Raw genomic sequence first — 18,848 nt, forward strand, 5'->3', positions numbered from 1 at the left:
CGGTTTTTTTATTATAAGTTTTTCACCCAATGGGAAGGATTCATTTTTTCAGTGTTTTTATACACATAAAAGTTTAAAACCGTACGTCCGTTAGATGGAATGTGGATGCGCCCTAAATCTTGCTTGGCAGTAACTTTATCACCAACTTTAACCGACACGGTACTTAAGTTTTTGTATAAAGTAAAATATTCTCCGTGCTGAACCAAAATAGCCTTCGTGTTTCCTAAAACTTGAATTTGAATTACTTCGCCATCAAAAACAGCACGTGCATTACTTCCGTTTTCAACTTTAATTTCAACCCCACCATTATCAATGGTTAAGTTTGAATATACAGGATGCGGCTGGATACCGAATTTAGACGAAACATACCCATTTTCTACCGGCCAAGGTAATTTACCTTTATTGTTTTTAAAATTATTCGATATAATTTCGCCTTCTTTATCTAATACAACTTTAGCAGAACTTGCTGTAGTTGTATTTGTTTTGGACTTAGAAGATGAATTGGCTGCTGCGGCCTTACGGCGGGCTTCTTCTGCTTTTTTGCGGTTGGCTTCGGCAATTGCTTTACGCACCAATTCGTCAATTTCTTTTTGAATTTGTTTTGACTGCTGCTGCTTTTTGGTTATTTCGGCAGTATATTTTCGTTTGTTCTTTTTAATTTCGGCAACTAACTTTTCATTTTTCTTTTTCTCTTCAGATAAAAGTTGTTTGTTTTTTTCGTTAGCTTCTATAATTGCAATTTTTTTAGCACGTTGCAATTCTAATTCAATTTTTTGCGCTTTAACTTGTTCGTTTTTTTCTTGAATTTCGTCGCCTTGAATTTTACGGTAACTTGCATAGTACTTCATGTACTGAATGCGTTTGTACGCTTGTAAAAAATTTTCGGAAGAAAGCACAAACATAATTCGGCTTTTTTCGTTTCGGCTTTTGTACGATTTTACAATGGTATTTTTATAATCTTCTTTTAAAGCGTTTAATTCGGCAGTTAAAACATTTATTTGTTTTTGGGTGTTGTAAATATTATCATCTAAAAACTTGGTTTCACGTTCTGCCGTGGTAATTAAATCTTCTATAATTGCTATTTTTTCTTCAGATGCTTTTAAATCGGCCAACACATCCTTTTCTTTACTTGCTTCAATATTTAGTTTAGAATTGGCAATACGAATTTCGTTAAGCAATTGTGCTTTACGTTTTTCGAGTTGTTGTTGCTGTGCAGATGTTTGTTGCCCCCAAGCAATATGGGTTAAGCTTATAAAAGCGAGAGAAAAAAATAATTTATACATTTAATTTACGCTTACTTTTATTCTGTAACCAATTGAATTTGTTTAAATCCGTTAGGAATTTCGTATTTAAACGAAACATTATCGTTAACAGAAACAGAATTGTATTTAATATCTATTTGAACCGGATTTTCTTGTTCGGCAACAATAGCAATTGTTGCGGGCAAAAATATTCCTTGAGTTGCTTTATAATCGGTGTAATTTAAAACTACCTGGCGGTTTTCGTCAGGCTGTTTCAGCGTGGTTTTTAGTAACAAATAATTTAAATCTTCGAAAAACGATTCGTTAATAACTCCATCACGCGTTTTGTATTTTATTTTATGCAATCCGTTATCTAAAGCTGTTACAAAGTTAACCTGATTTAAATCGTAAATGGATTTTCCTAAAAATATATTTTGCACTTTGGTATAATCTAAATCTACCCCCAACCAATTGGATAAAATTTGATAGTTTCCATCAAAATATTGTCCGTTAAAGCTGTCGTAATACGAAACGCGGTCGGGCGTGATTAATGCCTTAACAAAGGTAATGCCCAAAAAACGAACCACAACTAAAATTTGTTTGTCTTTTTCTATTCTAATATCAGCGCTTGCGCTTTGATCTAGCTTTTTATCTTTAAATTTTATAGCTGTTCTGATGTTTAAGGTATTAAAATCAGTTGGAATTGCATAATGTTTGGTTGCCAATTCGGATTTAGAAATGCGCGAAGTTGCTTCGGCAGTTTCTACAGCCGTTTTTTTAGATGAACATGCAGTTAAAATAAAAAGAGAACAAAAAAGGTATGCAAATTTTTTAATCATCATGGGTTAAGAATTTTATTGGCTTTTATAAAATACGTTTCTTTTTGCTTTTCATTACCTAACTTATGGTAACATTCGCCCATTTGAATATAAATATTAGCTTCTAACGCATCATCATCAAACAAATAAGTCAAAGCTTCATCAAAACTTTGTAATGCCTTTTTAGGCTCGTTTGAGTTTACTTGTGCAATACCTAAATAATAATACAACTTGGCTTCTGCCGGATAAAGTTCTATATATTTTTTGGTCGCAATTGCCGCTTGCGCGTAGTTTTTATTGGCTAGAAAATTTTGAATTAAAAGCGTTTGCAATACCACATCGTTCGGGTTGTTTTGTAAACCTTTTTCCAGATAAACTTGCGCTACGTTAAATTTATTTTTGTTGTAAAAAAATACACCAACTTCTTTAGGAACATTAATAATATCTTGATTTTTAAATAAATCTACCACCGAAACCAAATCGGTTTCGTACTTTGGGTTTGCATTTACAAAAATTAAATATTCATTAAAAATACGGTGTTTTAGCAATTCGTGCACCGTGTTGCTGGTAATAGCAGCGTTTAAATGTTGTAACGCTGTTGCATAATTATTGGCTTGTAAAGCAGAACGAAATTGCGTTACATGCCCCCAATCTGAGTTTGGTACATGTTGTACCAATTGATTTATGGTTTGATACGTTTTATCGTAATCTTCGTCATGCAAATAATTGGTAATTAATTCTTCGTACGCGGTTTCGTCAGCCGGATTAATTTGTGTTGCTTGTTTAAAATCGGCTTTCACTTTTTTAGTAAACTTCAGCTCAGATTCTGCCTGAAATTTAAAACGTTGCATGGCCGGAGATAATTTGCCACGTTTTTCTAATTCGTCTAACAAAACTAAAGCCTTATCATATTCTTTAGCATAAACGTACAACGAAACTAAATCGTCGGTATATTCCGGATCCATTTCGGCTATTTTAACTGCAATAGGAATTGCTTTTTTAAAATCTTTAGTTGTATAAAAAAGCTTGTACAAATCAATCCAATACCATTTTTGGTTGGCACTTAATGAAATGGCTTTTTCATAAGCCAATTCGGCCTGGTAATAATCTTTTAAAGCAAAGTAATTTTTACCTAATTGATTGTAAAAAACAGCATTTTCGGGCTGTTTTTGAACGTTTTTTTGAAGTAAAACAATGGCTTTATCGTAATTTTCGATCGCTTTTTGAGAAATGGCTTCGTAAAAATTATTTTCAATTTCGTCCGCAACATTTTCACCCGGTATTTGTGCCGTAGCTACAAAACCGGAAAGCAAGAAATAAAAAACGATAAAGCGCGATTTTACTTGCATCATATTTAATCTAAAACGCTATAATCACCAATGCTAATTGAGGTGAATTTACCATTAAATGCCGCATGATTACCAATCATTGAATTGGTCAATTGTGCATTAGTAATGGTTGCGTTGTTTTGAATTAACGAGTTATTTATGGTTGCATTTTCGATAACCGAATTGGCTCCAACCGACACATTTGGCCCAATAGTAGCGTTTTTAAGTACTACATTTTCGCCCACATAACACGGTTGAATAATTTTTGCGTTTTCTAATACCACATTATTGGCAACTAAATTTTGTCCGTCTTGGTGTAAAAAGTTTAACATGCGCGAATTGGTTTCTACAGTAACATTTTTGTTTCCACAATCCATCCATTCGTCCACTTTGCCCGGTTTAAAAAGTAAACCTTTTTGCTTCATGTTTTCTAACGCATCGGTTAACTGATATTCTCCGCCTTTGATAATGTTGTTATCTAATAAATATTCTAATTCGGCACGTAAATTTTCGCCCGATTTGAAATAATAAATCCCGATAATGGCTAAATCTGAAATAAATTCTTTTGGTTTTTCAACAAAATCAACAATTTCATTTTTATCATTTAGTTGCACCACGCCAAATGCGCTTGGATCTGGAACTGCTTTTACCCAAATAACGCTATCTGCATCGGTTTCTAACGTAAAATCGGCACGGAATAACGTATCTGCATAAGCAACAACAATATTACCTTGCATGCTTTCTTTAGCACATAAAATTGCGTGAGCTGTTCCTAATGCTTCGTTTTGGTAATAAATTTTTCCTTTAGAACCTAACTTTTCAGCGATAGCTAATAAATCTGCTTCTACAGCTTTACCAAAGCTTTCGTGAATAATAAAAGCAATTTCTTCTATTTCTTGATTGATAACGCTAGCAATATCTTCGACCAAACGATGTACGATTGGTTTACCTGCAATAGGAATTAATGGTTTTGGAACCGTTAATGTATGTGGTCTTAATCGGGAACCACGGCCCGCCATTGGTACAATTATTCTCATATTTATATTATTTAACGCCCGTACTACCAAATCCGCCTGCTCCGCGTTCTGTTTCAGAAAGCGCTTCGGCAACTTGCCATTCGGCACGTTCGTGTTTTGCAATTACAATTTGAGCGATGCGCTCACCATCTTCAATAACAAAATCTTCGTTAGAAAGATTAACTAATATTACCCCAACTTCGCCGCGGTAATCTGCATCAATTGTTCCGGGGCTATTTAAGCAGGTAATTCCTTTTTTAATTGCCAATCCGGAACGCGGACGTACTTGTGCCTCGTAACCTTTCGGAAGCTCAATAAAAAGGCCTGTTTTAACTAATGTACGTGCTAATGGAGCAAGCACAATAGGTTCGTCAATATTCGCACGGATATCCATTCCGGCAGAAAGTTCCGTTTCGTAACTTGGTAACGGATGTTTTGATTTATTTATAACTTTAATTTTCATAAGTAATTATATGCGATTCAAGATTATATTATCCTTTTTTTAAAGATAGTAATTGTTTTAGTAAAGGCCGTTCGTTCCAACCAATAATTGCAACTAATATGACCACAAAAATAAAGCCAATTATATAATTTTCTCTAAATTGATAGAAATAAACGAAAGATAATAGAGTAGAAGAGCCTAAATATAAACTTATCGCTTTTTTATCGTACGGAATTGGGTAATTTTTTTGCCCTAGTAGGTAAGAAGTATACATCATAAACGCATAAACCAATAATGTTGCCATGGCACAACCTAAAATTCCGAAATGCGGAATAAGCAAGAAGTTAAAAGCAAACGTACCAATAGCGCCCAAAATAGAAATGTACATACCAACTTTGGTTTTGTCTTGAATTTTGTACCAAACCGATAAATTGGTATAAATGCCCAACATTAAATTGGCAAGAATTATGTACGGAACAATTTCCATTGCAGACCAATATGCCTGTTTAGGAATCATGATGATTTTTAAAATATCTGCACAAACAACAATAACTAACATAACTAAAGACCCGAATAACACAAAATATTTAGTTACGGTTGCATATTTAATTGGTGCATCTTCGTTTTTAGCATAATTAAAGAAAAAAGGTTCTATACCAAGCGTATATGCCATGCGAAACAAAACCATAAACAACCCAAGCTTATATATGGCTGCGTAACGAGCAACCTCGATAATGCCGACATCTTTAGGTAACATCCAATCTAAAATAATTTTATCAAAGCTTTCATTAATAGCAAAAGCCAAACCACCAATCATAACGGGATACGCATAAATAAGCATTTCTTTTGCCAAATGCCAATTAAAGGCAACACGTAAATAACGATACGTTTTAGCAACTAACAACAAACAAACTAAGCTGGCAATTAAATTGGCTAGATAGGCATATCCGACCTCGAAGTTTTGAATAAACAAACGCGATTTTGGAAAAAATTGCGGTAAAACATATAAAAAAACAATCGTAAAGCCCGAGTAAAGTAAAACGTTTGTAATTTTAATACCGGTATAAACTCCAGATTTTTGTTTGGCACGTAATAAAGCAAAAGGCACAACTGCCAATGCATCTAAAACTAAAATGGCAATAATAAATGCTGTAACTACCGGATCGGTAATGAAATAATTAGAAATGGGTTTTATAAACACAAAAGCTGGAATACAAAATACCAAACAAATTCCAAGAATAATATACAGAGCATTACTAATTACTTGTTTTTTATCCTCGTACTTATTATAAAACCTAAAAAAGGCAGTTTCCATACCAAAAGAAAGGACCACGTTTAAAAACATGAGCCAAGAAAAGATTAAGCTGTAGCTTCCATAGGCATTTTCTGGCATCCAGTTAATGTAATAACGGACCATAATAAAGCCAATAATTTTAGGAAAAACTGCAGCTAAACCGTAAACTAAGGTTTGCTTAAAAAGCTTGGTATATAAACTCACAAATATTTTTTTATGTAAATGTAAACAAGGTAGTGAAATAAAAAAAGAGCTAACACAAGTTAGCTCTTTTAAAATATATCTTAAAATTAAATTAGTTATTTAAAGCTTCTGCTCCACCAACAATTTCTAAAATTTCATTAGTAATTGCAGCTTGACGTGCTTTATTATAAGTTAATTTTAATTGATCTCTTAAATCTTTAGCGTTATCCGTTGCTTTATGCATTGCTGTCATACGTGCACCGTGCTCCGAAGCATAAGAATCTCTAATCGCTTTATACAATTGTGTTTTTAATGACTTAGGTATTAAAGTTGTCACAATTTCTTCTTTAGAAGGCTCATAAATATAATCTAATTCAGTTGCAACAACATCAGCAGATTCGATAGGAGCTAAAGGTAAAAATTGTTCTTCAACCACAACTTGCGTAGCTGCATTAACAAACTGGTTGTAAACAATAACAATTTTATCGTAAGCACCAGTAAGGAACATATTTGTTAAAGATTCAGCAATTTCAGCAACATTATCAAACGTTAAGTTGTCATAAATATCGCTGCGATTTGCAATAACATGTTCTGTTTTAGATAACGATTCGTAAGCTTTTTTACCAATAGCAAAAACAGCAACATTATCAGATTTATATTGAGCCGCAATCGTTTTAACTTGTTTTAAAACGTTTGAGTTAAAAGCTCCACATAAACCTCTGTTAGAAGCTAATGCTACAATTAATACTTTATTTACTTCGCGCTGCTCTGAATATTTACCAGCTGCATCACCAGTAAGAGAACCGCTTAAGTTTTGTATTAATTCAGTAAGTTTTTCGGCATAAGGGCGCATGGCAGTAATAGCATCTTGAGCGCGTTTTAATTTAGCAGCAGAAACCATTTTCATCGCAGATGTAATTTGCATCGTAGATGAAACTGAACTAATTCTATTACGTATTTCCTTTAAGTTTGCCATTTTATAACTTGTAATTTAGGAGTAGGAGTTAGGAGTTATTGCTAACTCCTATCCTAGATTAATTAATATTTTGATGCAATTTCTTTAGCAGCTTGGTCTAAAACAGAAGTTAACTCGTCTGTATATTTACCAGCTTTTAAAGCGTTTAATGTATCTTTATGTTTTGCGTTTAAGTACTCGATATAATCGTTTTCGAATTCTTTAACTTTATCTACCGGTACATTTCTTAATAAGTTTTTAGTACCTGCATAAATAATTGCAATTTGATTTTCAACAGCATACGGATCATTTACTTTTTGTTTCAAAATTTCAACGTTACGTTTACCTTTTTCAATTACGTTTAAAGTTGCAGCATCTAAGTCAGAACCAAATTTAGCGAAAGCTTCAAGCTCACGGTATTGTGCTTGGTCTAATTTTAAAGTACCAGAAACTTTTTTCATTGATTTAATTTGTGCGTTACCACCAACACGAGATACAGAAATACCTACGTTAATTGCAGGACGAACACCCGAGTTAAATAAATCTGACTCTAAGAAAATTTGTCCGTCTGTAATTGAAATTACGTTTGTTGGGATATATGCAGAAACGTCACCAGCTTGAGTTTCGATAATTGGTAAAGCAGTTAAAGAACCTCCACCTTTTACGATACCTTTAATTGAATCTGGTAAATCGTTCATGTTTTGTGCGATTGAATCGTCAGCGATAATTTTAGCCGCACGCTCTAATAAACGAGAGTGAAGGTAGAAAACGTCACCTGGGTAAGCTTCACGTCCTGGTGGTCTTCTTAAAATTAATGACATTTCACGGTAAGCTACTGCTTGTTTAGATAAATCATCATAAACAATTAATGCAGGACGACCTGTGTCACGGAAATATTCACCAATTGCAGCACCTGCCATTGGAGCGTAAACTTGCATTGGAGCAGGATCAGAAGCATTAGCAGCAACAATAATTGTATACGCCATAGCACCTTTTTCTTCTAAAGTTTTAGCAATATTTGCAACTGTAGAAGCTTTTTGACCTACTGCAACATAAATACAGAATACTGGTTTACCAGCATCGTAAAATTCTTTTTGATTTAAAATGGTATCAATACAAACAGTTGTTTTACCAGTTTGACGGTCACCAATAACCAACTCACGCTGTCCGCGACCAACTGGAATCATAGCGTCAATAGCTTTAATACCTGTTTGCATTGGCTCAGTAACAGGTTGACGGAAAATAACACCAGGAGCTTTACGCTCTAATGGCATTTCGTATAAATCTCCACCAATAGGACCTTTACCATCAATTGGTTGACCTAGTGTATTTACTACACGCCCTACCATTTGTTCCCCTACTTTTAAAGAGGCAATTTTATTTAATCTTTTAACTGTAGAACCTTCTTTAACACCTGCAGACGGACCTAATAATACCACACCTACATTATCTTCTTCAAGGTTTAATACAATAGCTTCAAGCCCGTTATCGAACTGAACTAACTCACCATATTGTGCGTTTGATAATCCGTATACGCGAGCGATACCGTCTCCTACTTGAAGAACTGTTCCCACTTCTTCTAAAGTAGCACCTGATTCAAAACCAGATAATTGTTTCTTTAATATTGCTGAAATTTCAGCTGGTTTAATTTCGGCCATTTTTTAATATATAATTTAAACACTTTGCAGTGTGGTAAATATTAATTGCTAAATTCTCTTTTTAAACGTTGTATTTTATTTTCGATTGATGCATTGTATTGCGTATCACCGATTCGTAAAATAAATCCACCAATAATAGAAGGATCAACAACATTTTGGATTGTAATTTTTTTAGAAGATATTTCTTTAATCTTCTCTAAAACTTTTGCCTCTAATTCAGTTGACATTGGTACAGCAGTTGTTACAATTGCATTTTGTACCCCACGAGATTCATCGTACAACGCTGTATATTTTTCAGCAATAGCTGGTAAAATTTCGAAACGTTGGTTTGATGTTAATAATTGGAATAAACGCTTAGTTCCTGTAGTTGCAGAAGCGAAAATTTCGTTTAACGCATTTTCTTTAACTTGTGCAGAAATTACAGGATTAAGTAAAAATGTAGCTAATTCAGTATTGTTTTTTACTGTACTTGCAATCAATTCCATATCTCCATTTACGTCAGAGGCATTATTGTTTGCTAAAGCAATATCTAAAACTGCTTGTGCATATCTAATTGCTGCTCTTGCCATAAATAATTAGTTTGCTTTTATATCTGCTAACATGTTCTCAACTAATTTTTCTTGAGATGCTTTGTTAGATAATTCTTCTCTTAAAACTTTTTCAGCAATTTCTAAAGAAAGTGTTGAAACGTGTGTTTTAATTTCTGCCATAGCAGCATTTTTCTCTGCTTCAATAACCGATTTTGCTTGAGCAATTAAAGCTTCACCTTGTGATTGCGCTTCAGTTTTAGCTTCAGCAATCATTTGTTCTTTAATGTCACGAGCTTCTTTTAACATCGCGTCACGTTCAGCACGAGCTTCGTTTAACAAACGTTCGTTATCAACTTTTAAGTTAAGCATGTCTTTGCGTGCTTTTTCCGCAGAATCTAAAGCATCTTGAATACCTTTTTCTCTGTCTTCTAAAGCTGCAACGATTGGTTTCCATGCAAATTTACCTAAAACGATAACAACAACTAGTAAAATAATAGCTTGCCAGAAAAACAAACCGTATGAAAAATCGTTGATTAACTTTTCCATTTATATCAGATTTTATACTTAGTAACTTATTAATATTTTGTTTAATCAAAAGCATCTATAGCCAACCGCTACAGATGCTATTGTTTTTCTGCAGAGCTTATTTTCCTAAGATTAAAGCACCGAATGCTAAACCTTCTAATAACGCTCCAATAATGATCATTGCAGTTTGGATTTTTCCTGCTGCTTCTGGTTGACGAGCAATAGCATCCATTGCTGATGAACCAATTTTACCTAAACCGTAACCTGCACCAACAACGATTACACCTGCACCAACTAATACTGGAATTTCCATGATAATTGAATTATATATAATTAAACAAAATTTATTTAAAACTTATTAATGCTCTTCGTGTTCTTGAACTGCTTGTCCAATAAACAATGAAGATAACATAGTAAAAATGAAAGCTTGTAAGAAAGCGATTAACAATTCTAAAAACGTTAAAAACGTTGTTAATAAAAATGTTACTGCTGTACCACCAATTACACCTAAAGTTGCTTTCATGATAAACACCACAGAAATTAATCCCATAACTACAGAGTGTCCTGCGGTAATATTCGCGAATAAACGAATCATTAATGAGAAAGGCTTAGTTAACATACCTAAAACCTCGATCGGTGCTAAAACAAATTTCATAGGCACAGGTACACCTGGCATCCAAAAAATATGTTTCCAATAATCTTTATTTCCGCTAAAACTTGTTACAAAGAAAGTAAATAATGCCAAACATAAAGTAACAGAAATATTACCTGTAACGTTTAATCCTAATGGTGTTAAACCTAATAAGTTTAATAAAAAGATTAAAAAGAAAACTGATAATAAGAAAGGCATAAACTTTTTGTATTGTTTTTGCCCAATGTTTGGGATAGCCATTTCGTCGCGTACATATAAAACTAACGGCTCTAAAACTCTTGCAAATCCTTTTGGCAAATTATTAGGCGATGTTTTGTATGTTTTTGCTAAAGCAGTAAATCCTAAAAAGATTAAGACTGACGCTAATAACAAACCTGCTACGTTTTTAGTAATGGAGAAATCTAATGGCTTTGCATTGGTAGGATTACCGTTTTCATCATACGTAATCGTTCCTTCTGCATCTGTTTTGTATATTTTAGAATGGTAGTATTTGTAATACTGACCGTCTTTTTCTACTACTGCATTTCCGTGATCAAACTCACTAGAAAGAAAAACTTTTAACCCATTATCAATCAAGATAACTGGAAGAGGGAAACCAAAATGTTGGTGTGTGTCACTGTCGTGAAAAAATGTATAATAATGATCATCCTTTAAGTGATGTACAATGGCTTCATTAACATCTTCAGGTTTTTGATCGTTATGTTCTGAAACACGCTGTGTCATTTCATGCTCAACAGCATGTTCTTGCGTCGCATTTATAGCTTCTGGTGTTGTGTTAGCCATCATTACCGACGACATTAACCCAACAAGCGCAAAAAGTATAAATTTTACCGGTTTACTTGTGATTACCATACCTTATTAATTACCTTAACTTTTACGGTCGTTTAAAAATTTGTGCAAAGCTACGTTTTTTATTCTAATTAAGATACCTATTGCACTATTTTTTTATTTATTTAATTAACTTTTGTTTTGTACGATACGCTATTTAATATTTTAGCAGTTTGATTCAATTCTAAAATCATAAAAAAGAAAAAAAGTAATAAAATACTGTATTTTTCATATTTATGATGCTCGTGTGTTGAACCCAATACATCATTAAAAACCCAAAAACATACTATTGTTTTTAATGTGAAAAATAGCAAATAAACAAAACCGATATATTGATTTTGTTTTTTAGACAACAAATATAATACTGTTATTGTTAAAAATGAAAAAAACACAAACAATAAATTTACAGCATGTAAATTATATACAAATTGCGGGATGCTTTTACTGAAAGGAAGAAAATTAAAAATAAAAAAATGGAATCCAAGAAACAAAGTAGACCATTTAAAAAAGTTTAAAATCATGGCAAGAACGTTATAGAATTGTCTGTTTTAAATAAAAATGAATTTTTTTGCAAAATTACGCTTTATTATTCAGAATCAATTACTTTAACATTCTTATTGCATTGTTTTAGTCATTTTTATTAGAAACTTCCTGAACTTGCTTAATTACTACATATATCGCTAAAAAAACACCCAATAAGGTTAAAGCTTTCTCGTAATTTATCGTATTACTTGCGTAGTTAGCATCTAACCAAACTCCAAATTGGTAAAAAAGATAAATGGTTAGTCCCATTTGAGCAGGAATCCCCACAAAGACTAACCATTTTGTATTGTTATTTTTTTTCACCTTTTTCAGCTGTTTTGGTGTTTTGGGCCTCAGCATGCATTTCGCAAGTAGAATTTACTTTTGCACCTTGCTCTACCACCAAATTTTTCATTTTTAAATGTCCGGTTACCACAGCGCTTGTTCGTAAAGTAATTAACGCATCAACAATTGCAGTTCCTTCAAAAACACCTTCAATATCTAGGTTAGCACATTTAATATCGCCTACTAATTTACCTTGGGCACCAATTACCAGCCTACCTTTACAAGTAAAATTACCGTGTAATAAACCATCTAATCTAAAATCGGCTTCAGAGGTAATATCGCCTTTTATTTCGGTTGCATAAACAATTCTATTGGTTTTGCCTAGATTTTCTGTTGCGTTGGGTTCTCCTTTTTTAAACATAGCTATCTATTTTATTTTGTATGAATCTAAATTTTTATGGGTTTGAATTACAATGTAGTTATGCAACGACATTGGTAAACCGTTTAGCTTAACCTTATATTCTTTTTCGTGAAGCAGCATATCCATTTGTCTGGCTCTTGCATCCGAATAAAAACCGTGCACCACAACTAATGTTATTTCTGGGTTATAATAATCAACCGTAACTTTTAATGATGCATTATGCGTTTGGGTTATATATTTTTGAATGGTTTGCACCAAACCTTCAATTTGTTTGGTATCGTTTTTCGGTAACTGATAAACCAACAGCCATTTGTTTAGATCTTTATCTGAAAACTCATAAGCTTCTAAACTCGGAATTTCAGTTTCTAAAATACGTTTGGCCTCTTTTCCTTCTTCCGTTAATGGATATAAATCTTCTATTTCGGTCAAAGCTTGTTTATAAGCAGTAACTCCGTAAATTTTAGCTAAAAGGCGTGCTTTTAACAATTCAAATTTAGAAATAATTGGCGTACCGGTATAAAAATCAATTTTTTCTTTAACTTGTTCTAAAGCCAATTCCGGATCGTTTTTATCTAAATATTCTTTATAAACTACGGTATAAACAGCTTCCGGATCGTCTGTTTTTTCGGCAACCAAACCTTGCAAAACTTTAGCGTAATGCGTATCCGGATATTCTGTCATTATTTTATTTTGATAAACAAGTGCTTTAGGCGAATTTAATTTGGTGTAAATTTTATACAAATTATAATATGTTGGCAACAGCAAACCTTTTTCTGGGTTAGATGCCAACAAACTTTCTAATCGGTCTGCAGCCAATTGATATTCGCCAAACTTATCATCATAAATATAACCCAACTCGTAATAAGCAGCGTTTCTATTCTTTTCAAGCTCAGCAATTGCTTCAGGATCGGTAACTACTTTATCTAAATACGTTTGTAAATCGTATTTAGGCAAACTTAAATCTAACAAAGGTTTTTCGCCTTTTTCTGTTAAAGTGCTATCCACGCTAATGGTAATATTTTCATTCGCAGCAATTGCTCCGGTGTTAGAAACATTAGCCAACCAACGCCAATTATCCTTTAACGGTCGTTTACCCCAACGGCGTTCAAAATTTAATTTTCCTTGCTGAACCGATTGCGGAATATAATAGTAAAATGTATTTTGATCGGCATCAAAACCTGGCGGAGGCATCATTTCTGCTCCCGGTGGTTGAAAGTTATTAGTTGATTGAGAAGCTAAGTTATTAATAGCTTGTTGCTGTTGTTGGGCAGCTGCAATATTATTTTGTTTTTTAGCTTGTTCTATAGCTTTTAGCGCTGCCTCGGTATCTTTTTCTTTAAGTTCTTCTATATAACCCGAAAAATAAGCAACGCGCTCGGGCTCGGTCATGTTATAAATACGAATGGTGCTATCTGCAACCGTTATCATGTCTTCGTATTTAATAACTTCTCCAATGTTTTTTAACTTGCGTTGAATGGTAAGATATTCTTTTGATGGATTAGGTAAATTTACTAACGAAGAATCGTAATATTTAGCCGAAGTTTTAAAATCACGTTCTTCAAAATTTATCTGTCCTAATTCTCGGTAATTTGATGCTTGTAAATAGCGATCTTTACCGTTATTTTGTTTTATAGATGCGTTGTAATACGCAATGGCTTTTTTATAATCGTGGTAATGATTGTAAAAGTTACCTAATTGATGATTTAAAATATACAAATACGGACGATTTTCACGATCGGCTAACAATGCATTAAATTTTTTCAGAAAGGCAATCGTATCTCCTTTTTCGTAATCAAACAAATTAGCTTGTTGTGCGTAAGCTTGCATGGTATACATGCGTTTGGCTTTACGCTTCATGTTAATTACTTCCTGAAAATAATAATTTGCGCTATCTGGCTGATTGAATTTATTATGCAGCTGCCCTAAAATGAACGAAAAACGAGCTTTTTTCTCATTATCTCTTGTCAAGTTACGAGCCACGGTAAGTTTGGTAATTGCCGTATCAATAACTTGGGTGTTGTAATAAGCTTGTGCTAAAACAGCATTGGCATCAACAAAAACTTCTTTTTTAAAATCTTTCTGATCCGTAGTTTCAAGCAATTCTTTCAAGTTAGCAATTGCTTGTTCGTTATTATCTAATTGAATATGTGCACGCTCACGCCAAACAACAATTTCGTTTAACGTATTGGCTTCTGGCGATTTATAAATAACATAATTAAAAGCTTCAATAGCAGGTAAAAATCGGTTGTCGTAATAACGGGTTTTGCCTAAAAGCAAATAGGCTTCATCTGCCTGCGGATTTCGTTCTTGCCCATTAATGTACATGGAATGTTTTTGGATGGCTTTGGTTGCTTTATCTTCAGGAACCGAAAGATTTTGCCCTGTTTGCTCACCAGAAGGCGCCTCAAATTCATCTTTTGCTACAAAAGGTTCAATAGGTAAAACTTCCCAATAATTATCAACAAAACTATTGATTAATTCTTCGTGGTATTTATTAAACGCTTCTTGCCCATTAAACAACACATTGTACTCGGTAGTTAAAGCCTGAAACTTACGGTTAAGCAGCGTATCACGCTTGGTAGAGCATGCAATTACCACCCATGCCAAAGCAATGGGAATTAGTATTTTTAAAGAGAATTGTTTCACGTACTAAGCTATATGTTTTTAAAAACTTAATTATAAGGCAGTTATTGTATAACGGTTTAAAATCTTGTTTTAAAACCCAACCAAGTTCAAATATAAATAAAAAATCCCTCGGTCGAGGGATTTATATTATACAGCAAAAAAGCTTTCGAGCTCTTGCAACGAATTTTCTGTTTTTTCGGTATCTTTTAACAACCTTCCTTTTTCTAATATTAAAATGCGAGAAACAACCTCAACGGTTAAACTTAAATCGTGAGAAGAAATTAAAATGGTTGTTTTATTATTTTGGCTAAAATCTGTAATTACACGCTTTAAACGGATTTGCGTGGTTGGATCTAAATTTGCAAACGGCTCGTCTAAAATAACAACTTCAGGATTACCCATAAAAGCAGCAATAATGCCAACTTTTTTTTGGTTTCCTTTAGAAAGATCACGAATGTATTTTTTCTTGTTTAAAATTTCGTCGTTAAAAAAATCACGAAACGTTTCTATAAACGCGTCAACATCGGCTTTATTCATATTATGCAAGCTGCCAATAAAATAAAAATATTCTTCGGGGGTTAAATAACCTATTAAAAAAGATTCATCTAAAAAAGCAGCCGTATGTTTTTTCCAGCTATCAGATTGGCTCACTACAATGCCCTTGTTACTTACAAAACCTTTGCTTGGCTCAATTAAATCTAATATTAACGAAAACAAAGTTGTTTTACCTGCGCCGTTATTACCAATTAAACCAACAACTTCTGATCGCTGAATTTCAAGCGCATCAATAGCTAAAACGGTTTCTTTACCATATGTTTTTTGTAAATTTTCTATTCGAATCATCGTGTTGAATTTAATTTTTAAAATCTATTAAAGCTCGGTATTTATTTTTATTGTAATTGTTTACTAAACGATTAATAACTTTTTCGCGCAATAAAAAACCAACTAGCCCAGCAACAGCAACGGCTAACAATCCTACATAAACATTAAATAAAAGTTGAAAAAAGATTTGAATTAGTATTGGCGTAACCAAAATAACCAATGATAGAACTAACGTATTAACATTAAAAGATTTGGTATTACCAAAAGCACCTACATTGCTTGTTAAATCTATTCCTTGTCGCATAAAAGCACCTGTAAGCAAAGTTATGTAAGCATTAAACCCAATATTAAATATGGTGGCTGCTACAAGGGCTAAAAAAAACACGGGAGAAAAAAACAAATAAAAACTACACAAAACCAACGTTATTAGGCAAGCAATTGCCATAATGCACCATTTTGAAATTAAATAATCGCGGTACGAAATGTTTTGCGTCATTAATAACGGATAATATGCCGAATCCCAAGATGGAACAAATTGACCAAACGAAATCATAAATCCGCCAGTTGCAAAAATGGCAAAGAAAATCATGGCTGGGCTTAATTCTTTATCAAAATCTAGAAACAAAAAAGGATAAAAAATAAAAATCAACGAAAACAATAGCGTTGTACGGGGGCGTTTGTTGCGGAAAATTAAGTACAAATCGTTTTTAATAAAAGCACCAACAACACCCATATTGGTTAAATATTTAAAATCTAAACTTTTAATTTCTGCTTCGTTTTTACTCAGTCCTTTATCTAAATACAATTGGGTATTATAATAGCTGTAGGTTAGCAAAGCAAAAAGCAAAACAAATGCTACGGCTAAAACAACAGCAAATTTATACTGATAAAAAAATGCAGATAAGGGCGAAGTAAAAGGTAAAATATCAATCCAACCGTAAATATGTGCAAAACCTAAAAACGTTAGTAAGCCAACAAAAAGGTAAAAAAACAAATTAATCTTTTCTAAAAAGATGCTTATAAAACTATTACAACTTAAAAGCAATAACATGCTTAACGTCCAACCTAAAACTGAAACAGCATCGTAACCCGAACGAATTAAAATAAAAGCTAAAGGAATAAAGAAAAATAAATGAATAACATTAAAAAGCTTAAAGTAAGCTTTGCACACCGTGTACTGAACAATGATTTTATGTTTGATATTAATAAGTAACAACGGCTTAATATCTACAATTGGAGAGCCGCTAATTATATAACGCAAAAAAAGATCGTACAACCAGTAAAAAACAAAAAAACCGGTTATTATATAAAATAAATCTTGATTGGGATAAAGTTTAGCTACATATTCTGGAGTTAAAACAGCTAAACCTAATAAAACAAGGGCTAGATAAACCAGAAAAAAAGCTTTAAAAAGAAAAGTAAAAACTTCTGTTTTAAGCTGCTTAGAACGCAACAAAGCTTTTATTTCTAATCGAAATAAATTAAAAAACATATAAATAGTAATTGGTTGTACTCAATTAGTAGCCTCCAGAACTATTTTGTTACATTATGTATTTGTATTCAGGATAAATAGTTTGTAAATAACTTTGTGCTTTTTGTGGAATGACATGAATCATAATGTAAGAATACAACATCCAACTAACCAAAAAAGCCGCAATTAAAAGGTTTACCCAAAACTGATTCAGATTCAGAAACATAGAAGTACTAAAAAACACTTGAATTGGAATGTAAAATAATGCTGCAGAACCACCCATGTTGGCAATCACATCTTCCATCATCCATCGCTTCTCATTTTTAGTTTTTTTAAGTTGGTATTTGTTTTTAATAGTAAGAAAAAGCACCAAAAATAAAAGTAAAATAGAAATACCCAAAACACTTTCTACATAATAAGCCGAAAACAATGGCAAAACAGCAGCTACAATAGCTAGTAAACTGATCGTAAATAAAACTTTAGGCAGTGTAAAGAAGTCTTTAAAATGTTGCCAAACAAAAGCGTGATAACGCTTCTGTAAAGCTGCTTGTCGTTGAGCTACAATATCAGAAAAACCAAAAACACCAAACTTTTTAAATTCGGCTTGCAGTGCTTCTTCAAAAGTTAACGCACTATTTTGTTCCCACTGGCATTCTATACCACGGGCTAAATGGTCAACTAATTCGGTTTGTAAATCGTAATGTTCTACAAAGTGCTTACGAGTAAAACAATATAATCTATCAATCTGATCACTTGTGACACAAGGAATTGTACTAATGTTATCATGATTTGTCATCGCTAATATTTATTAAAATTACTTTAATAATTGATTACACCAATTTTTTTGAGGTTAAAAGTTGCATATTTTCGACAAACTGTAAAAGTGCTTCAAGTTTTGAAGCACTTTCTTCTACACCAGCAGGGGTTAGTTTGTAATACTTTCGCAATCGATTCGCAACTTCTAAAACCTCAACCTCTAAAAAACCCTGAGCTTCTAGCTTATGTAAAGCCGGATACAAAGCACCTTCGGTTAAAACCAACTCATCTTGAGTTAGTTCTTTTACTTTCTGCGTTATTTCGTACCCGTACATTTTTCCATTAGCTTGTAAAAGTTGCAGAATAATGGTTTGCAAACTGCCTTTGTACAAAGATGCTTTTGACATAGAATCTATTTTTATATAAATATACATAAATTACTTATGTATTATATTGAGAGAAAAAACTTTTAACAT

19 protein-coding genes are annotated in these 18,848 nt (G+C 33.0%); all 19 read right to left on the reverse strand.

Annotation, left to right across the window (positions count from 1 at the left end; translation table 11 throughout):
• Nucleotides 1–11: 11 nt before the first annotated feature.
• The 19 genes from K5I29_RS10305 to K5I29_RS10395 all read right to left on the reverse strand — a co-directional run bounded on the left by K5I29_RS10305 (nucleotide 12) and on the right by K5I29_RS10395 (nucleotide 18,779).
• Nucleotides 12–1,283 carry a murein hydrolase activator EnvC family protein gene (locus tag K5I29_RS10305; protein WP_264433092.1) on the reverse strand — a complete coding sequence of 424 codons (1,272 nt, stop codon included), beginning with the start codon at nucleotides 1,281–1,283 and terminating at the stop codon, nucleotides 12–14.
• Nucleotides 1,284–1,300: 17 nt separating this feature from the next.
• Entirely contained in the window at nucleotides 1,301–2,083 is a 783-nt protein-coding gene (locus K5I29_RS10310; RefSeq protein WP_264433094.1) for a DUF4292 domain-containing protein, read from the reverse strand.
• On the reverse strand, nucleotides 2,080–3,411 hold the full coding sequence (locus K5I29_RS10315) for a tetratricopeptide repeat protein (protein WP_264433096.1): 1,332 nt from the start codon (nucleotides 3,409–3,411) through the stop codon (nucleotides 2,080–2,082). The genes K5I29_RS10310 and K5I29_RS10315 overlap by 4 nt, the downstream gene beginning before the upstream one ends.
• Nucleotides 3,412–3,413: 2 nt before the next feature.
• Nucleotides 3,414–4,424, reverse strand: coding sequence for a sugar nucleotidyltransferase (locus K5I29_RS10320; protein ID WP_264433099.1), 1,011 nt, complete (start codon nucleotides 4,422–4,424; stop codon nucleotides 3,414–3,416).
• Nucleotides 4,425–4,431: 7 nt separating this feature from the next.
• Nucleotides 4,432–4,866, reverse strand: coding sequence for a dUTP diphosphatase (gene dut, locus K5I29_RS10325; protein WP_264433100.1), 435 nt, complete (start codon nucleotides 4,864–4,866; stop codon nucleotides 4,432–4,434).
• A 28-nt stretch (nucleotides 4,867–4,894) separates the two neighbouring features.
• Nucleotides 4,895–6,343 carry an oligosaccharide flippase family protein gene (locus tag K5I29_RS10330; protein ID WP_264433102.1) on the reverse strand — a complete coding sequence of 483 codons (1,449 nt, stop codon included), beginning with the start codon at nucleotides 6,341–6,343 and terminating at the stop codon, nucleotides 4,895–4,897.
• Nucleotides 6,344–6,434: 91 nt separating this feature from the next.
• Entirely contained in the window at nucleotides 6,435–7,298 is an 864-nt protein-coding gene (gene atpG, locus K5I29_RS10335; protein ID WP_264433104.1) for an ATP synthase F1 subunit gamma, read from the reverse strand.
• Nucleotides 7,299–7,360: 62 nt separating this feature from the next.
• Complete coding sequence (gene atpA / locus K5I29_RS10340; protein WP_264433105.1) at nucleotides 7,361–8,935, reverse strand: F0F1 ATP synthase subunit alpha; 1,575 nt, start codon at nucleotides 8,933–8,935, stop codon at nucleotides 7,361–7,363.
• Between the two features lie 41 nt (nucleotides 8,936–8,976).
• Nucleotides 8,977–9,504 carry an ATP synthase F1 subunit delta gene (gene atpH, locus K5I29_RS10345; RefSeq protein ID WP_264433107.1) on the reverse strand — a complete coding sequence of 176 codons (528 nt, stop codon included), beginning with the start codon at nucleotides 9,502–9,504 and terminating at the stop codon, nucleotides 8,977–8,979.
• 6 nt (nucleotides 9,505–9,510) lie between these two features.
• Nucleotides 9,511–10,011 (reverse strand): F0F1 ATP synthase subunit B, encoded by a 501-nt coding sequence (locus tag K5I29_RS10350; protein WP_264433109.1) that lies wholly within the window; start codon nucleotides 10,009–10,011, stop codon nucleotides 9,511–9,513.
• 97 nt (nucleotides 10,012–10,108) lie between these two features.
• A complete protein-coding gene (locus K5I29_RS10355) occupies nucleotides 10,109–10,303 on the reverse strand; it encodes an ATP synthase F0 subunit C (RefSeq protein ID WP_264433112.1) in 195 nt (64 codons plus the stop codon).
• A gap of 45 nt (nucleotides 10,304–10,348) precedes the next feature.
• Nucleotides 10,349–11,494 (reverse strand): F0F1 ATP synthase subunit A, encoded by a 1,146-nt coding sequence (atpB, locus tag K5I29_RS10360; protein ID WP_264433114.1) that lies wholly within the window; start codon nucleotides 11,492–11,494, stop codon nucleotides 10,349–10,351.
• Between the two features lie 603 nt (nucleotides 11,495–12,097).
• A complete protein-coding gene (locus K5I29_RS10365; RefSeq protein ID WP_264433116.1) occupies nucleotides 12,098–12,316 on the reverse strand; it encodes an AtpZ/AtpI family protein in 219 nt (72 codons plus the stop codon).
• The gene (locus K5I29_RS10370; RefSeq protein WP_264433119.1) at nucleotides 12,303–12,698 is read right to left on the reverse strand and encodes a bactofilin family protein; all 396 of its coding nucleotides are present in this window, start codon (nucleotides 12,696–12,698) and stop codon (nucleotides 12,303–12,305) included. Before K5I29_RS10370 ends, K5I29_RS10365 begins: the two co-directional genes overlap by 14 nt.
• A 6-nt stretch (nucleotides 12,699–12,704) precedes the next feature.
• Entirely contained in the window at nucleotides 12,705–15,344 is a 2,640-nt protein-coding gene (gene porW / locus K5I29_RS10375; protein WP_264433120.1) for a type IX secretion system periplasmic lipoprotein PorW/SprE, read from the reverse strand.
• 126 nt (nucleotides 15,345–15,470) lie between these two features.
• A complete protein-coding gene (locus K5I29_RS10380; protein WP_264433123.1) occupies nucleotides 15,471–16,166 on the reverse strand; it encodes an ABC transporter ATP-binding protein in 696 nt (231 codons plus the stop codon).
• A gap of 10 nt (nucleotides 16,167–16,176) precedes the next feature.
• Nucleotides 16,177–17,637, reverse strand: a complete 1,461-nt coding sequence (locus K5I29_RS10385; protein ID WP_264433125.1) for a DUF5687 family protein — start codon at nucleotides 17,635–17,637, stop codon at nucleotides 16,177–16,179.
• 49 nt (nucleotides 17,638–17,686) lie between these two features.
• Nucleotides 17,687–18,412, reverse strand: a complete 726-nt coding sequence (locus K5I29_RS10390) for a hypothetical protein (RefSeq protein WP_264433127.1) — start codon at nucleotides 18,410–18,412, stop codon at nucleotides 17,687–17,689.
• 34 nt (nucleotides 18,413–18,446) lie between these two features.
• The gene (locus K5I29_RS10395; RefSeq protein WP_264433129.1) at nucleotides 18,447–18,779 is read right to left on the reverse strand and encodes a PadR family transcriptional regulator; all 333 of its coding nucleotides are present in this window, start codon (nucleotides 18,777–18,779) and stop codon (nucleotides 18,447–18,449) included.
• Nucleotides 18,780–18,848 lie beyond the last annotated feature (69 nt).

The organism is Flavobacterium agricola (assembly GCF_025919725.1).
Classification (GTDB): domain Bacteria; phylum Bacteroidota; class Bacteroidia; order Flavobacteriales; family Flavobacteriaceae; genus Flavobacterium; species Flavobacterium agricola.

Excerpts from the sequence above, each read along its gene's own strand:
- K5I29_RS10305 (WP_264433092.1), bottom strand. The coding sequence starts at position 1,283 with ATGTATAAATTATTTTTTTCTCTCGCTTTTATAAGCTTAACCCATATT.
- K5I29_RS10310 (WP_264433094.1), bottom strand. The coding sequence starts at position 2,083 with ATGATGATTAAAAAATTTGCATACCTTTTTTGTTCTCTTTTTATTTTA.
- K5I29_RS10315 (WP_264433096.1), bottom strand. The coding sequence starts at position 3,411 with ATGATGCAAGTAAAATCGCGCTTTATCGTTTTTTATTTCTTGCTTTCC.
- K5I29_RS10320 (WP_264433099.1), bottom strand. The coding sequence starts at position 4,424 with ATGAGAATAATTGTACCAATGGCGGGCCGTGGTTCCCGATTAAGACCA.
- dut (WP_264433100.1), bottom strand. The coding sequence starts at position 4,866 with ATGAAAATTAAAGTTATAAATAAATCAAAACATCCGTTACCAAGTTAC.
- atpG (WP_264433104.1), bottom strand. The coding sequence starts at position 7,298 with ATGGCAAACTTAAAGGAAATACGTAATAGAATTAGTTCAGTTTCATCT.
- atpA (WP_264433105.1), bottom strand. The coding sequence starts at position 8,935 with ATGGCCGAAATTAAACCAGCTGAAATTTCAGCAATATTAAAGAAACAA.
- atpH (WP_264433107.1), bottom strand. The coding sequence starts at position 9,504 with ATGGCAAGAGCAGCAATTAGATATGCACAAGCAGTTTTAGATATTGCT.
- K5I29_RS10350 (WP_264433109.1), bottom strand. The coding sequence starts at position 10,011 with ATGGAAAAGTTAATCAACGATTTTTCATACGGTTTGTTTTTCTGGCAA.
- K5I29_RS10355 (WP_264433112.1), bottom strand. The coding sequence starts at position 10,303 with ATGGAAATTCCAGTATTAGTTGGTGCAGGTGTAATCGTTGTTGGTGCA.
- atpB (WP_264433114.1), bottom strand. The coding sequence starts at position 11,494 with ATGGTAATCACAAGTAAACCGGTAAAATTTATACTTTTTGCGCTTGTT.
- K5I29_RS10370 (WP_264433119.1), bottom strand. The coding sequence starts at position 12,698 with ATGTTTAAAAAAGGAGAACCCAACGCAACAGAAAATCTAGGCAAAACC.
- K5I29_RS10380 (WP_264433123.1), bottom strand. The coding sequence starts at position 16,166 with ATGATTCGAATAGAAAATTTACAAAAAACATATGGTAAAGAAACCGTT.
- K5I29_RS10385 (WP_264433125.1), bottom strand. The coding sequence starts at position 17,637 with ATGTTTTTTAATTTATTTCGATTAGAAATAAAAGCTTTGTTGCGTTCT.
- K5I29_RS10390 (WP_264433127.1), bottom strand. The coding sequence starts at position 18,412 with ATGACAAATCATGATAACATTAGTACAATTCCTTGTGTCACAAGTGAT.
- K5I29_RS10395 (WP_264433129.1), bottom strand. The coding sequence starts at position 18,779 with ATGTCAAAAGCATCTTTGTACAAAGGCAGTTTGCAAACCATTATTCTG.